27 protein-coding genes are annotated in these 12,835 nt (G+C 46.9%); all 27 read left to right on the top strand.

The window, feature by feature from the left end:
• On the top strand, positions 1–312 hold a 312-nt coding region (locus tag EV210_RS04720), incomplete at its 5' end, for an EF-Tu C-terminal domain-related protein (protein ID WP_481157912.1).
• A gap of 156 nt (positions 313–468) precedes the next feature.
• On the top strand, positions 469–780 hold the full coding sequence (gene rpsJ / locus EV210_RS04715) for a 30S ribosomal protein S10 (RefSeq protein WP_132076290.1): 312 nt from the start codon (positions 469–471) through the stop codon (positions 778–780).
• Between the two features lie 15 nt (positions 781–795).
• Complete coding sequence (gene rplC, locus EV210_RS04710; RefSeq protein WP_132076287.1) at positions 796–1,437, top strand: 50S ribosomal protein L3; 642 nt, start codon at positions 796–798, stop codon at positions 1,435–1,437.
• A 51-nt stretch (positions 1,438–1,488) separates the two neighbouring features.
• Positions 1,489–2,112: a 50S ribosomal protein L4 gene (gene rplD, locus EV210_RS04705; RefSeq protein ID WP_132076284.1), complete on the top strand. Its 624-nt coding sequence runs from the start codon at positions 1,489–1,491 to the stop codon at positions 2,110–2,112.
• Complete coding sequence (gene rplW, locus EV210_RS04700) at positions 2,112–2,396, top strand: 50S ribosomal protein L23 (RefSeq protein ID WP_132076281.1); 285 nt, start codon at positions 2,112–2,114, stop codon at positions 2,394–2,396. The genes rplD and rplW overlap by 1 nt, the downstream gene beginning before the upstream one ends.
• A 31-nt stretch (positions 2,397–2,427) precedes the next feature.
• A complete protein-coding gene (rplB, locus tag EV210_RS04695) occupies positions 2,428–3,258 on the top strand; it encodes a 50S ribosomal protein L2 (protein WP_132076278.1) in 831 nt (276 codons plus the stop codon).
• Positions 3,259–3,284: 26 nt separating this feature from the next.
• Positions 3,285–3,566, top strand: a complete 282-nt coding sequence (gene rpsS, locus EV210_RS04690) for a 30S ribosomal protein S19 (protein ID WP_132076275.1) — start codon at positions 3,285–3,287, stop codon at positions 3,564–3,566.
• 20 nt (positions 3,567–3,586) lie between these two features.
• Positions 3,587–3,919 (top strand): 50S ribosomal protein L22, encoded by a 333-nt coding sequence (gene rplV / locus EV210_RS04685; protein ID WP_132076272.1) that lies wholly within the window; start codon positions 3,587–3,589, stop codon positions 3,917–3,919.
• Positions 3,920–3,940: 21 nt separating this feature from the next.
• Positions 3,941–4,609, top strand: a complete 669-nt coding sequence (gene rpsC, locus EV210_RS04680; RefSeq protein ID WP_132076269.1) for a 30S ribosomal protein S3 — start codon at positions 3,941–3,943, stop codon at positions 4,607–4,609.
• Entirely contained in the window at positions 4,609–5,067 is a 459-nt protein-coding gene (gene rplP, locus EV210_RS04675) for a 50S ribosomal protein L16 (protein WP_132076265.1), read from the top strand. Before rpsC ends, rplP begins: the two co-directional genes overlap by 1 nt.
• Complete coding sequence (gene rpmC / locus EV210_RS04670; RefSeq protein WP_132076262.1) at positions 5,057–5,260, top strand: 50S ribosomal protein L29; 204 nt, start codon at positions 5,057–5,059, stop codon at positions 5,258–5,260. Before rplP ends, rpmC begins: the two co-directional genes overlap by 11 nt.
• 34 nt (positions 5,261–5,294) lie before the next feature.
• Complete coding sequence (rpsQ, locus tag EV210_RS04665; protein ID WP_132076259.1) at positions 5,295–5,555, top strand: 30S ribosomal protein S17; 261 nt, start codon at positions 5,295–5,297, stop codon at positions 5,553–5,555.
• Between the two features lie 39 nt (positions 5,556–5,594).
• Entirely contained in the window at positions 5,595–5,963 is a 369-nt protein-coding gene (rplN, locus tag EV210_RS04660; protein WP_132076256.1) for a 50S ribosomal protein L14, read from the top strand.
• 18 nt (positions 5,964–5,981) lie between these two features.
• A complete protein-coding gene (gene rplX / locus EV210_RS04655; protein ID WP_132076253.1) occupies positions 5,982–6,320 on the top strand; it encodes a 50S ribosomal protein L24 in 339 nt (112 codons plus the stop codon).
• A 24-nt stretch (positions 6,321–6,344) separates the two neighbouring features.
• Positions 6,345–6,884, top strand: coding sequence for a 50S ribosomal protein L5 (rplE, locus tag EV210_RS04650; RefSeq protein ID WP_132076250.1), 540 nt, complete (start codon positions 6,345–6,347; stop codon positions 6,882–6,884).
• Positions 6,885–6,897: 13 nt separating this feature from the next.
• Positions 6,898–7,083, top strand: a complete 186-nt coding sequence (locus EV210_RS04645) for a type Z 30S ribosomal protein S14 (RefSeq protein WP_132076247.1) — start codon at positions 6,898–6,900, stop codon at positions 7,081–7,083.
• 32 nt (positions 7,084–7,115) lie between these two features.
• Positions 7,116–7,514 (top strand): 30S ribosomal protein S8, encoded by a 399-nt coding sequence (gene rpsH, locus EV210_RS04640; protein ID WP_132076244.1) that lies wholly within the window; start codon positions 7,116–7,118, stop codon positions 7,512–7,514.
• A gap of 24 nt (positions 7,515–7,538) precedes the next feature.
• On the top strand, positions 7,539–8,090 hold the full coding sequence (gene rplF / locus EV210_RS04635; protein WP_132076241.1) for a 50S ribosomal protein L6: 552 nt from the start codon (positions 7,539–7,541) through the stop codon (positions 8,088–8,090).
• A 26-nt stretch (positions 8,091–8,116) separates the two neighbouring features.
• Complete coding sequence (gene rplR, locus EV210_RS04630) at positions 8,117–8,479, top strand: 50S ribosomal protein L18 (RefSeq protein WP_132076238.1); 363 nt, start codon at positions 8,117–8,119, stop codon at positions 8,477–8,479.
• Positions 8,480–8,497: 18 nt separating this feature from the next.
• Positions 8,498–8,998, top strand: a complete 501-nt coding sequence (gene rpsE, locus EV210_RS04625; RefSeq protein WP_132076235.1) for a 30S ribosomal protein S5 — start codon at positions 8,498–8,500, stop codon at positions 8,996–8,998.
• 14 nt (positions 8,999–9,012) lie between these two features.
• Entirely contained in the window at positions 9,013–9,198 is a 186-nt protein-coding gene (rpmD, locus tag EV210_RS04620) for a 50S ribosomal protein L30 (RefSeq protein ID WP_132076232.1), read from the top strand.
• A gap of 17 nt (positions 9,199–9,215) precedes the next feature.
• Positions 9,216–9,656, top strand: coding sequence for a 50S ribosomal protein L15 (gene rplO / locus EV210_RS04615; protein WP_132076229.1), 441 nt, complete (start codon positions 9,216–9,218; stop codon positions 9,654–9,656).
• Positions 9,657–10,919, top strand: coding sequence for a preprotein translocase subunit SecY (gene secY, locus EV210_RS04610; RefSeq protein ID WP_132076226.1), 1,263 nt, complete (start codon positions 9,657–9,659; stop codon positions 10,917–10,919).
• Between the two features lie 11 nt (positions 10,920–10,930).
• The gene (locus EV210_RS04605; protein WP_132076223.1) at positions 10,931–11,584 is read left to right on the top strand and encodes an adenylate kinase; all 654 of its coding nucleotides are present in this window, start codon (positions 10,931–10,933) and stop codon (positions 11,582–11,584) included.
• Positions 11,581–12,327 (top strand): type I methionyl aminopeptidase, encoded by a 747-nt coding sequence (map, locus tag EV210_RS04600; RefSeq protein WP_132076220.1) that lies wholly within the window; start codon positions 11,581–11,583, stop codon positions 12,325–12,327. Before EV210_RS04605 ends, map begins: the two co-directional genes overlap by 4 nt.
• An 11-nt stretch (positions 12,328–12,338) precedes the next feature.
• On the top strand, positions 12,339–12,515 hold the full coding sequence (locus EV210_RS22495) for a hypothetical protein (protein WP_165898786.1): 177 nt from the start codon (positions 12,339–12,341) through the stop codon (positions 12,513–12,515).
• An 88-nt stretch (positions 12,516–12,603) separates the two neighbouring features.
• Positions 12,604–12,822 carry a translation initiation factor IF-1 gene (gene infA / locus EV210_RS04595; protein ID WP_132076217.1) on the top strand — a complete coding sequence of 73 codons (219 nt, stop codon included), beginning with the start codon at positions 12,604–12,606 and terminating at the stop codon, positions 12,820–12,822.
• Positions 12,823–12,835 lie beyond the last annotated feature (13 nt).

The raw sequence follows: 12,835 nt of genomic DNA, 5'->3' as shown, positions 1-12,835 counted from the left end.
GTATTGGCCAAACCGGGTTCAATCAAACCTCACACTGACTACAAAGCCGAAGTATATGTACTGTCCAAAGAAGAAGGCGGCCGTCATACTCCGTTTTTCAACGGCTATCGTCCTCAGTTCTACTTCCGTACAACGGACGTAACTGGCGTCGTTAACTTACCTGAAGGCGTAGAAATGTGCATGCCTGGAGACAACATCCAGATGACGATCGCACTGATTACTCCGATCGCTATCGAAGAAGGTCTGCGTTTCGCTATCCGTGAAGGCGGCCGTACTGTTGGCGCTGGTGTTGTAACTTCTGTAATTAAGTAAGAAAAAATGCTGAGGGGCGGCGTAAGCTGCCCCAAGGCAATTGGTTTCACAGGTACCCCAAGGCGATGATGTGGAAGGTTGCCCGCATCTTTAGCGGGGAGATTTCTGCGGAGCATGTCCGTTCTAGAAACTGGGCGATAAGGAGGAAAGAAAAACATGGCTAAACAACAAAAAATTAGAATTCGTCTCAAAGCATATGATCACAAAGCATTGGATCAAAGCGCTGTAAAAATCGTCGACACTGCCAAAAGAACTGGTGCACTGGTGTCAGGGCCTATTCCACTTCCTACTGAGAAAAACATCTTTACGATTCTTCGTTCACCCCACGTCAACAAGGATTCGCGGGAACAATTTGAAATGCGCACACACAAGCGCCTTATTGATATCCTGGAGCCGACATCCAAAACCGTCGACGCGCTGATGCGTCTCGACCTTCCCGCTGGCGTGGACATCGAAATCAAGCTGTAAGAGGAGGTGGCAATAATGACGAAAGCAATTTTAGGTAAAAAATTAGGTATGACTCAAATCTTCACTGCTGCAGGCAAGGTGATCCCCGTAACGGTGGTAGAAACCAGCCCAAGTGTGGTAGTGCAAGTGAAAACAGTTGAAAGCGATGGCTACAATGCGGTGCAATTGGGCTATGGCGCCGTTAAAGATAAAAAAGTTACCCAACCGCTAAAAGGTCATTTTGCCAAAGCTGGCGTTAAGCCAGTTAAGTTCATTCGCGAAATGCGCCTGCCCAGCGTATCTGAATATACTGTGGGGCAAACACTTGGCTCCGATATATTCAGCGAAGGTGAACTGGTTGATGTAACCGGTACCGGTAAAGGCAAAGGTTTTGCCGGTGCTATCAAGCGTCACAATTTCGCTCGCGGGCCAATGGCTCACGGTTCGAAATCGCATCGTGAACCGGGTTCAATGGGTCCCCGGATGAGCGGTGGCGGCGGTAAAGTCTTTAAAGGCAAAAAACTGCCTGGCCAGATGGGTGGTCACAAAGTGACTGTACAACGCCTTACTGTTGCCAGAGTGGATAAAGACCGCAACTTGCTTTTAGTAAAAGGTGCGATTCCCGGTGCTAAGGGAAGTCTGGTATATATCAAAAATACCGTTAAACCAAAGAAATAGAGACCGTGCCGGGACGACCGCGGTCGTCCCAGAGGAAAGGAGGATACGCAAATGCCGAAAGTAGCAGTGTATGATATCACCGGCGCACAAACCGGTGAGATAGAATTAAATGATGATGTTTTTGGCGTAGAAGTCAACTCAGCACTTATGCATCAAGCTGTAGTTATGCAATTGGCTAGTCAACGTCAAGGCACTCATGCCACCAAGACCAGAGGCCTGGTTCGCGGCGGCGGCAGAAAACCTTGGAAACAAAAAGGAACCGGCCGTGCCCGCGCTGGCAGCACCCGCTCTCCAATCTGGGTAGGCGGTGGTGTGGTATTTGGTCCACAACCGAGAAGTTATGCCTTCAGCATGCCTCGTAAAGCTCGCCGTTTGGCAATCAAATCGGCGCTTAGCGATAAGCTGAGCCTGGGTGAACTGCTGGTCGTTGATCAAATTCAGTTCGAACAACCAAAAACCAAAGATATGGTGAAAATGCTGACAGGTTTCAATGCAGCTGCTGAAAAAGCCCTGATTATCACCGAAGGTGATGAAGTTGTTGAAAAATCAGCTCGCAATATTCCTGGTGTAAAAGCCATTGCATCTACTGGTTTGAATGTATATGATCTTCTGTATCATGATAAAATCTTCGTCACTAAAGGCGCCGTCGCCAAGATCGAGGAGGTGCTCGCCTAATGGATGTACGTGACGTACTGATCCGTCCGATTATTACGGAAAAATCTACAGCTCTTATGGCTGAAAACCGTTACACTTTTCTCGTGCCGTTAACAGTTAACAAAGTAGAAGTTCGTCAAGCTGTTGAACACGTGTTTAAAGTGAAAGTGGAAGCTGTCAATACTGTCCGCGTTTTGGGTAAAACCAAACGGATGGGCAAAACTCAAGGAAAACGTTCGGATTATAAAAAAGCTATCGTTAAGCTGGCTCCGGGCGAACGCATTGAGTTCTTTGAAGGCGTTTAATCGCTGAACTTAACGAAAAGGAGGAGCACCCATGGCAGTTAAAACATTTAAACCATACTCGGCTGGCAGACGGTTCATGACTGTTGCCAGTTTTGACGAGATTACAACCGACCAGCCTGAACGTTCCCTGGTTGAGCGTCTGTCCAAACATGGCGGACGTAACAATCAAGGCCGGATGACGGTTAGACACCAAGGCGGCGGACATAAACGCCTGTATCGAGTAATCGATTTCAAGCGTAACAAAGATGGCATTCCCGCTAAAGTTGCCAGCATTGAATACGATCCGAACCGTTCGTCTCGTATTGCACTGCTGTTCTATGTTGATGGTGAAAAACGCTACATTTTGGCACCTAACGGTCTAAAAGTGGGCGACACTATTATGAGTGGTCCTGAAGCGGATATTAAAGTCGGTAATGCTTTACCACTGAAGAATATCCCTGTTGGTACTCAAATTCACAACATTGAAATGAAAATCGGCAAAGGCGGCCAAATGGTCCGTTCCGCCGGTGCATCTGCACAATTGATGGCTAAAGAAGGCAGTCATGCACTCTTGCGCTTGCCGTCAGGAGAATTAAGAAAAGTTCATGTTAACTGCAAAGCCACTATTGGCCAGGTAGGTAACTTAGAACATGAAAATATCACAATTGGTAAAGCCGGCCGTTCCCGCTGGCTGGGCATCCGTCCTGCTAACCGCGGCGTTGCCATGAATCCGGTCGATCATCCACATGGTGGTGGTGAAGGACGTTCGCCTATCGGACGGAAACACCCTGTTACACCTTGGGGCAAGCATGCTAGAGGTGCTAAAACTCGTGATTCGAAAAAAGCATCTGATAGCCTGATCGTCAAAAGACGGACGAAATAACGGGATAAGGAAAGGAGGCTAATCCGGTGTCCAGATCAATTAAAAAAGGACCTTATGTCCATGAAAGCCTGCTGAAAAAGATTAAAGCGATGAATGTTGCCAATGACAAGAAAGTCGTAAAGACATGGTCACGGGCATCCACCATCCTGCCCAGCTTCGTCGGCCATACCATCGCTGTACATGACGGACGCAAGCATGTGCCGGTATATATTACGGAAGACATGGTTGGTCACAAAATGGGCGAATTTGCACCGACCCGTACCTATAAAGGGCACAGTGGTTCCGAAAAATCTACATCGCTACGATAGATTCGAGAGGGGGTTACACCATGGAAGCCAGAGCAGTTGCCAGACATATCCGCATTGCTCCGCGCAAGGTCCGCATCGTTGTTGACCTCATTCGCGGCAAGCAAGTGGGTGAAGCATTTGCCATCTTGAAGCATACCCCGAAGGTTGCTTCCGAGGTTGTGGAAAAAGTGCTCCAGTCGGCTGTCGCTAACGCTGAGCACAATTATGATTTAAATGTAGATAATCTGATTGTCTCACAAGTGTTTGTTGATCAAGGCCCAACCTTGAAACGCATTCATCCGCGTTCACGGGGCCAAGCCTTTAAAATTTTAAAACGCTCCAGCCACGTTACAGTAGTGGTAAAAGAAAGATAATCAGAAAAGGAGGGAAATTTAGTGGGTCAAAAAGTTAATCCCCATGGTCTCCGAATTGGCATTGTAAAGACTTGGGATGCCAAATGGTATGCAGATAAGGATTATGCAAAATTCCTGCATGAAGATGTTAAAATTCGTGAGTTTGTAAAAGCAAAACTCTATACTGCGGGCGTATCCCGTATTGAAATAGAGCGTGCCGCTAACCGGGTGAAACTAATTATTCACACTGCTAAACCCGGCATGGTAATTGGCCGCGGTGGTGCTGGCATCGAACAATTAAAAGTCGCGCTTAAGAAATTAACCGGCAAAGTGATCGATGTTAACATTGCTGAAATTAGACAAGCTGAGATGGATGCTACATTGGTAGCTGAAAGTATCGCTGCCCAACTGGAAAAACGCATCGCTTTCCGCCGTGCAATGAAACAATCCATTCAACGCACTATGCGTATGGGAGCTAAAGGTATTAAGGTAATGGTTGGCGGTCGTCTTGGCGGCGCTGAAATTGCCCGTACGGAAAGTACCCGTGAAGGCAGCATTCCTCTGCACACTCTTCGTGCTGATATCGACTACGGCACGGCTGAAGCACATACCACTTACGGCCGTATTGGCGTAAAAGTATGGATTTATAAAGGCGAAGTTTTGCCTGAAGCCAAAAAGCCCGCTGCCGCTCAGGAAGGGAGCGAGAACTAATGCTGATTCCAAAACGTGTAAAACATCGTAAACAGTTCCGTGGACGCATGAAAGGTAAAGCCAATAAAGGCAATACCGTGAGCCATGGCGAGTTTGGCCTTGTTGCTTTAGAACCGGCTTGGATCACCAACCGGCAAATAGAAGCTGCCCGTATTGCTATGACCCGTTATATCAAACGTGGCGGTAAAGTTTGGATTAAAATATTCCCGGATAAACCCATCACTGCAAAACCTGCTGAAACCCGCATGGGTAGCGGTAAAGGTTCACCAGAATATTGGGTAGCCGTTGTTAAACCAGGTCGCGTCATGTTTGAAATGGATGGCGTTGCCGAAGAAATTGCCAAAGAAGCTATGCGTCTTGCTGCTCACAAATTGCCTATCAAATGTAAATTTGTGAAGCGCGAAGAGACAGAAAAGCAAGTTGAGGCAGAAGTGGGTGGTGAAGTAAATGAAGGTTAAAGACATCCGCGACCTGAACGCTGCAGAACTCGACCAGAAGCTGGTTGGACTGAAAGAGGAACTGTTTAACCTCCGTTTCCAACTCGCCACCGGTCAACTGGAAAACCCTATGCGGATCAACGAAGTGAAAAAAACGATTGCCCGCATTAAAACCATTCAGCGCGAAACCGAACTGAAAACCAGGCAAGCGTAGTAAGTCCACGCAATCGGGAAGGAGGCTGTAATACGTGACCCAAGAAAGAAATGAACGTAAAACCCGTATCGGTAAAGTGGTTAGCAATAAAATGGAAAAAACAATCGTTGTTGCTGTTGAGCGTATGGTGCAGCATGGTCTTTATAACAAAGCCATGAAACAGACTACGAAATTCAAAGCACATGACGAAAATAACGAGTGCCAGATAGGCGATACCGTGAAAATAATGGAAACTCGTCCACTCTCCAAGGAAAAACGTTGGAGGCTTGTCGAGATTCTGGAAAAAGCGCAGTAATTACGCCCTACGTCGATCACTCAATAAGGAGGGATAGCGATGATCCAACAACAGACCATTCTGAATGTTGCCGATAACACCGGCGCGAAACAAATTATGTGCATTCGTGTACTGGGCGGCTCTTTCCGCAAATATGGCAACATCGGTGATATAATTGTGGCTTCGGTAAAAGATGCGTCTCCCGGCGGTGTAGTTAAAAAAGGCGACGTCGTCAAAGCTGTAATTGTTCGTTCCAGCAAAGGCCTGCGTCGTGGCGATGGTTCACACATCCGTTTTGATGAAAACGCCGCAGTTATCATTAAGGAAGACAAGAGCCCGAAAGGTACCCGTATATTCGGACCGGTAGCAAGAGAACTGCGGGATAAAGATTTCATGAAAATCATCTCGCTGGCACCGGAAGTACTCTAGTAAAGGAGGTGGCCGGAGATGTCCGTGTCCAATAAACTGCACGTAAAAAAAGGCGACACCGTTGTTGTGTTATCCGGTAAGGATAAAGGCAAAACTGGTAAAATTATAGAAGCATTGCCGAAAAAAGATAAGATCGTTGTAGAAGGCGTTAACAAAGTAAAGCGCCACACAAAACCCAGCCAGAAAATGCCTCAAGGCGGCATCATTGTAAAAGAAGCTGCTCTGCACGCTTCTAACGTTATGGTTGTTTGCCCTGAGTGCGGCAAAGCGACCCGCGTTAAGAAAACTGCTGTAGCCAGCGGAGCTTTTGTTCGGGCTTGCAAAAAGTGCAACGGTATAATCGATAAGGATAAATAACGCGCGAAAGGAGGTAACTAAACCATGTCCCGATTGAAAGAAAAATACACTGCTGAAGTAGCAAAAGCCATGATGGAGAAGTTCGGCTATAAAAACGTCATGGAAATCCCGAAAGTGGAAAAAGTCGTTATTAACATGGGTGTAGGCGAAGCAGTCGGCAATCCGAAAGTATTGGATGCTGCTGTTGGCGATATGACTGCAATTTCCGGTCAGAAGCCGCTTGTCACTCGTGCCAAAAAATCGATTGCTGCTTTTAAAATTCGTCAAGGCATGCCTATAGGAGCTAAGGTTACCCTGCGCGGTGAGCGTATGTATCAGTTTCTTGATAAGCTGATCAACGTTGCTCTGCCCCGCGTGCGTGACTTCCGTGGGATTAGTCCGAAAGCTTTTGATGGCCGTGGCAACTACACGTTAGGTGTAAAAGAACAGCTCATATTCCCGGAAATGGAATATGACAAAATAGATAAAGTCCGCGGTATGGATATCGTAGTTGTCACTACTGCGAAAACCGATGAAGAGGCTCGCGAACTATTAAGACTGATGGGGATGCCATTCAGCGCGTAAAGGAGGGAAACCCGTGGCCAAAAAGGCATTAATTGAAAAGTGGAAGCTCGAACCGAAATTTAAAGTTCGCCATCACAACCGATGCAAAATCTGCGGACGTCCGCACGGTTATATGCGTAAATTTGAAATGTGCCGTATTTGCTTTCGCGAACTGAGCTATAAAGGTGCCATTCCCGGGGTTACCAAAGCCAGTTGGTAGTAGCAGCATTAACAGGAAGGAGGTTTTGATCTATGGTAATGACCGATCCGATTGCTGATCTGTTGACTCGGATTCGTAACGCCAATTCGGTGTATCATGATAAAGTAGAGATCCCGGCTTCAAAAATCAAGGAGGCCGTCGTCCGCATCCTCAAAGAGGAAGGCTTTGTCAAAGATTTTGAAATGATTCAGGACGGTAAACAAGGTACTTTGAAGGTTTCCCTTAAATACGGTCCAAACCGCGAAAAAGTAATCACCGGTATTAAACGGATATCCAAACCGGGTCTGCGCGTTTACGCTAAAACAGATGAGCTGCCCCGTGTACTTGGTGGTCTGGGTATTGCAGTGGTTTCTACTTCTAAAGGAATTATGAGCGATAAACAAGCTCGCAAAGAAGGTCTGGGCGGCGAAGTACTCGCATACGTCTGGTAAGACTGGCAACTAGGAGGTGCAATTATGTCTAGAATAGGTAGAATGCCTATCGCTGTTCCGCAAGGCGTTACCGTAACCATCGAAGCAAACAATGCTGTAACGGTAAAAGGCCCTAAAGGCGAGCTGACTCGTGTCCTGCATAAGGATATGATCATTGAGAAGGAAAACGATACTTTGAACGTAAAACGTCCTTCTGAAGAAAAACAACACAAAGCTCTGCATGGCCTGACCCGTACACTTCTTGCCAATATGGTAACCGGTGTAACCCAAGGCTTTTCCAAAACGTTGGAAATTGCCGGCGTTGGCTATAGAGCTTCCAAATCAGGTACAAAACTGAACCTGACTTTAGGTTTTTCCCATCCGGTAGAAGTACAACCGCCACAAGGCATCAATATTGATGTTCCGGCTCCTAATAAAATTATTGTGTCCGGTATTGATAAAGAGGCAGTTGGCGCTCTTGCTGCTAATATTCGCTCTTACAGAGAGCCTGAGCCTTACAAAGGCAAAGGTATTAAATACGAAGGCGAAATCGTCCGCCGCAAGGTCGGTAAATCCGGCGGTAAAGGCAAGAAATAAAATCATAAGCGAAAGGAGTGAACACCTTGCTTCGTAAAGAAAGCAAAAACGTTGCGCGCAAAAAGCGTCACATCCGGGTTCGCAAAAACGTATTCGGTACGGCAGAAAGACCCCGCTTGAACGTATATCGCAGCCTAAGCAATATTTATGCCCAAATTATTAACGATCAAACTGGTCGCACTCTTGCTTCAGCAAGCTCGCTGGACAAAGAAGCGCAAGTTGAATATGGTGGTAACATTGAAGCATCCAAGGCCGTTGGCAAACTGATTGCCGAACGCGCTAAAGCTAATGGTGTTGAAAAGGTAGTCTTCGATCGTGGCGGCTATATTTATCATGGTAGAGTGGCAGCACTCGCCCAAGCTGCACGTGAAGCAGGGCTGGAATTCTAATCAGAAGGAGGAACAGTAATGGCCAGAATTGACTACACAGGTCTTGACCTTAAAGAAAAAGTGGTATTCATTAACCGTGTTGCCAAGGTAGTAAAAGGCGGTCGCCGTTTTTCCTTCAGCGCATTGGTGGTTGTCGGTGACGGCAATGGCCACGTTGGCGCAGGATTAGGTAAAGCCGGTGAAGTACCTGAAGCAATCCGTAAAGGCATCGAAGATGCTAAAAAGAATTTAATCAAAGTGCCTCTGACCGGCACAACCATTCCTCATCAGGTAACCGGTGAGTTTGGTGCAGGCAGAGTACTGTTAAAACCAGCCTCAGAAGGTACCGGTGTTATCGCCGGGGGCCCAGTTCGTGCGGTGCTCGAACTGGCAGGGGTGCACGATATTCTAACCAAATCTCTTGGATCGGCCAATGCCAACAACGTTGTTCATGCGACACTCGCTGGACTGCAACAACTGAAGCGGGCTGAACGAGTAGCCGAACTTCGTGGCAAAACCGTGCAAGAGCTTCTGGGCTAAGGAGGGAACAGATCATGGCGAAACTTAAAATTACTCTGTATAGAAGCCTGATTGGCCGTCCTGAAGACCAGCGGGCTACCGTTAAGGCTCTCGGCCTGGGAAAAGTCAACAGTTCCGTAATTCAAGAGGAAACTGCTGCTCTCAAAGGCATGATTCACAAAGTAGAACATCTTGTTCGTGTAGAAGAAGTACAAGACTAGACAAGGAGGTGCTGTAGATGAAACTCCACGAATTGACTCCCGCACCGGGCTCTAAGACAAAACGTGTTCGCGTAGGTCGCGGACTGGGTTCTGGTCTTGGTAAAACTGCCGGTAAAGGTCATAAAGGTCAAAACGCTCGTGCTGGCGGTGGTGTACGGCCGGGTTTTGAAGGCGGTCAAATGCCTTTATACCGTCGTCTCCCGAAACGCGGATTTACGAATATCTTTGGCAAAGAATATGCCGAAGTTAATGTTGAACAACTCAATCGTTTTGATGATGGCGCTGTAGTTGATCCAGTTGCGCTCATCGAATATGGTATTCTGAAAAATGTACGTGATGGCGTGCGCGTTCTTGGCAACGGTCAGATCGAAAAGAAACTTACCGTTAAAGCCAATGGATTTTCCAAATCGGCTGAAGAAAAGATTTTAGCCGCTGGTGGAAAAGTCGAGGTGATCTAGGTGCTGTCAGCCCTGTCCAATATACTCAAGATAACTGAGCTCAGGCAAAAAATCGTTTTTACACTGACGATGTTTCTCGTTTTTCGAATGGGTACGCACATACCCGTTCCCGGTGTAGATTCGCACGTAATCGAACAGTTATTCACAACTGGTAATCTGTTTGGCTTCCTGGATCTTTTCTCAGGTGGTGCCTTAAGTAAATTCTCAGTCTTTGCAATGAGTATTACGCCTTATATCAATGCTTCGATCATTATGCAGCTTCTCACTGTAGTGGTGCCGAAGTTTGAACAATGGGCAAAAGAAGGCGAAGAAGGGCGAAAGAAAATCACTCAAATTACCCGTTACGGTACCGTGTTGTTAGGTTTTATCCAAGCAATCGGTATGGCCTTTGGTCTCAGAGCGAATAACGCACTAATTGATTCCGGGTACGGAACGGTTTTTGTGATTGCTTTATCATTAACTGCGGGTACCTGCTTGTTAATGTGGATAGGTGAGCAAATCACCGAGAAAGGTATTGGTAACGGTATTTCTCTCATTATCTTTGCCGGTATTGTTTCCCAGTTACCTAATGGTCTTGCCGTAATATATCAATATCTTACAGTAGGTACCATTAACATATTCCAAGCGCTGATTTTTGCCATAATTGCTGTAGCTATGATTGTATTGGTTATAGCTGTTTCTCAAGGGCAGCGTAAGATTCCCGTACAATACGCAAAACGTGTTGTAGGCCGCAAAATGTATGGCGGACATTCTACCCATATTCCGCTAAAAGTTAACCAAGCGGGTGTTATTCCAATAATCTTTGCGTCATCCGTGCTGATGTTCCCGGTAACTATTGCCCAGTTTATTGATGTGTCCTGGGTAAAAACGGTGGCAGGATGGTTTGCGTGGGGAACGCCTCTTCAGACAACATTGTATGCTCTGTTGATTGTTTTCTTTACGTACTTCTATACTGCGGTTACTATGAATATATCGGATATGGCAGAGAACATGAAAAAATACGGTGGTTTTATCCCTGGATTGCGCCCGGGTAAACCGACTGCCGATTATCTAGATCGCGTTATGACCAGAATTACCCTGGCCGGATCGCTCTTTCTGGCATTTATCGCAATCTTGCCGAATGTTGTCGCTGGCATAACCAATATCCAAGGGGTATATTTTGGCGGTACCGCCCTCTTGATTGTCGTAGGGGTTGCTCTTGATACTATGAAGCAAATCGAAGCTCTTGTCTTAATGCGGCATTATCAAGGCTTCATGAAGTAGGAGGGACGCACATGTATATTCTCTTGATGGGCCCACCGGGAGCCGGTAAAGGCACTCAGGCTGAAAAATTGGTTGCCAAATTTGGGATTCCCCAAATTTCAACAGGCGATATGTTCCGGGCTGCGGTAAAAGAAGGAACGGCGCTGGGCAAGCAAGCCAAAGAATACATGGATGCGGGTCAATTGGTACCAGACAGCGTTACCATCGGCATCGTCAAGGAAAGATTAGCTAAGGCTGATTGCCAGAATGGATTTATCCTTGACGGGTTTCCCCGCACCACGATGCAAGCCGACGCTTTAGACCGTACACTCTTTGAACTTGCTATCAAGCTTGACCGCGTTATCAACATCACAGTACCTGCCGATGAACTGGCACGCCGCATGACAGGTCGCCGCATTTGCAAAGCTTGCGGATCGACCTATCACGTAGCCTTTAATCCGCCTGAGATCATCAATGTATGCGATAAATGCAGCGGTGATCTGTACCAGCGTGAGGATGACAAGGAAGAAACCGTCAGCAAACGGTTGACGGTTTACGGCGAGCAAACCAAACCGCTGATTGAGTACTACCAAGATAAAGGTCTTTATACTGAAATTGATGGTAGGCAGGATATTGAGAAGGTGTTTGATGATATCGTCCGGAGTATACGGGGCGATCAGGCATGATAATTCTCAAGTCTGAACGGGAAATCAACTATTTGCGTGATGCCGGCCGGATAGTGGCAGAAACGCTGGTTGAGGTCAAAAAGGCGGCCAAACCGGATGTAACAACTATGGAGTTGGATCGAATCGCCGAAGAATATATAAAGAGCTGTGGGGCTACCCCTGCATTCAAGGGGTACCACGGCTTTCCCGGACATATCTGCTCTTCGGTGAATGAAGAAGTGGTTCACGGTATACCGGGATTAAAAAAGTTAAAAAATGGAGATACTGTAAGTATTGACATTGGCGCGGTAATAAATGGATATTATGGCGATGCCGCTATAACCATACCGATCGGCGAAGTCGATGCCGAGGTACAGCAATTGCTGGATGTGACCGAGCAATCGTTGTATAAGGGAATTGAACAGGCCGTCGTTGGTAACCGCCTAAGTGATATTTCACACGCTGTTCAAAAACATGCTGAAAGTTTTGGTTATGGCGTGGTACGGGATTACGTTGGGCATGGCATTGGCAGAAATATGCATGAAGATCCTCAAGTGCCGAATTACGGACCGCCCGGCCGCGGACCCCGTTTAAAATCTGGAATGACATTGGCAATAGAACCGATGATCAACATGGGAACTCATGAAGTTAAAACGCTTGACGACGGTTGGACAGTGATTACTTCTGACGGCAAGCGGTCAGCTCACTTCGAACATACCATTGTGATTACGCCCGATGGTCCGGAGATTTTGACAAAACTCTAGGGGGAACAGGCATGGTGCCACCCGGGATTGTGCCGTTGGGCCAATTCGTTATATCCCAGGCGGGACGGGACATTGGTCAAACTTCAATAGTTGACCATGGCAAACCGCCGTTCATCTTAGCTGCCAAGGGACAGATCCGGACAGCAGCTAAGCCTAAGAAAAAAATGTCCGGCATGTCAAACTTATGAGGTCTATTGCACAGGACGTTGTACAAAAGCTATCCTGAAGATATGTACACCGGATTGTTAAGTAAGACGCGGACGAGGAGGAGATCTGATGGCCAAACAAGACGCAATTGAGGTTGAAGGTACGGTTTTAGAAGCCTTACCAAATGCCATGTTCCAGGTTAAACTGGAAAACGGGCATGTCGTGCTGGCACATGTCTCCGGCAAAATTCGAATGAATTTTATCCGCATTTTGCCTGGTGACAAAGTAACAATAGAACTTACGCCATACGACCTGAAACGTGGCCGTATCACCTACCGGTTCAAATAAAATCGGACAGGCG

This window comes from Anaerospora hongkongensis (assembly GCF_004339805.1).
In the GTDB taxonomy this organism is placed as follows: Bacteria; Bacillota; Negativicutes; order Sporomusales; family DSM-15969; genus Anaerospora; species Anaerospora hongkongensis.
This window is presented reverse-complemented; position numbering and strand designations above follow the sequence as displayed.

Coding starts and splice junctions, on each gene's coding strand:
- rpsJ (WP_132076290.1), top strand. CDS start 469: ATGGCTAAACAACAAAAAATTAGAATTCGTCTCAAAGCATATGATCAC.
- rplC (WP_132076287.1), top strand. CDS start 796: ATGACGAAAGCAATTTTAGGTAAAAAATTAGGTATGACTCAAATCTTC.
- rplD (WP_132076284.1), top strand. CDS start 1,489: ATGCCGAAAGTAGCAGTGTATGATATCACCGGCGCACAAACCGGTGAG.
- rplW (WP_132076281.1), top strand. CDS start 2,112: ATGGATGTACGTGACGTACTGATCCGTCCGATTATTACGGAAAAATCT.
- rplB (WP_132076278.1), top strand. CDS start 2,428: ATGGCAGTTAAAACATTTAAACCATACTCGGCTGGCAGACGGTTCATG.
- rplV (WP_132076272.1), top strand. CDS start 3,587: ATGGAAGCCAGAGCAGTTGCCAGACATATCCGCATTGCTCCGCGCAAG.
- rplP (WP_132076265.1), top strand. CDS start 4,609: ATGCTGATTCCAAAACGTGTAAAACATCGTAAACAGTTCCGTGGACGC.
- rpmC (WP_132076262.1), top strand. CDS start 5,057: ATGAAGGTTAAAGACATCCGCGACCTGAACGCTGCAGAACTCGACCAG.
- rplN (WP_132076256.1), top strand. CDS start 5,595: ATGATCCAACAACAGACCATTCTGAATGTTGCCGATAACACCGGCGCG.
- rplX (WP_132076253.1), top strand. CDS start 5,982: ATGTCCGTGTCCAATAAACTGCACGTAAAAAAAGGCGACACCGTTGTT.
- rplE (WP_132076250.1), top strand. CDS start 6,345: ATGTCCCGATTGAAAGAAAAATACACTGCTGAAGTAGCAAAAGCCATG.
- rpsH (WP_132076244.1), top strand. CDS start 7,116: ATGGTAATGACCGATCCGATTGCTGATCTGTTGACTCGGATTCGTAAC.
- rplF (WP_132076241.1), top strand. CDS start 7,539: ATGTCTAGAATAGGTAGAATGCCTATCGCTGTTCCGCAAGGCGTTACC.
- rpsE (WP_132076235.1), top strand. CDS start 8,498: ATGGCCAGAATTGACTACACAGGTCTTGACCTTAAAGAAAAAGTGGTA.
- rpmD (WP_132076232.1), top strand. CDS start 9,013: ATGGCGAAACTTAAAATTACTCTGTATAGAAGCCTGATTGGCCGTCCT.
- rplO (WP_132076229.1), top strand. CDS start 9,216: ATGAAACTCCACGAATTGACTCCCGCACCGGGCTCTAAGACAAAACGT.
- EV210_RS04605 (WP_132076223.1), top strand. CDS start 10,931: ATGTATATTCTCTTGATGGGCCCACCGGGAGCCGGTAAAGGCACTCAG.
- map (WP_132076220.1), top strand. CDS start 11,581: ATGATAATTCTCAAGTCTGAACGGGAAATCAACTATTTGCGTGATGCC.
- EV210_RS22495 (WP_165898786.1), top strand. CDS start 12,339: ATGGTGCCACCCGGGATTGTGCCGTTGGGCCAATTCGTTATATCCCAG.
- infA (WP_132076217.1), top strand. CDS start 12,604: ATGGCCAAACAAGACGCAATTGAGGTTGAAGGTACGGTTTTAGAAGCC.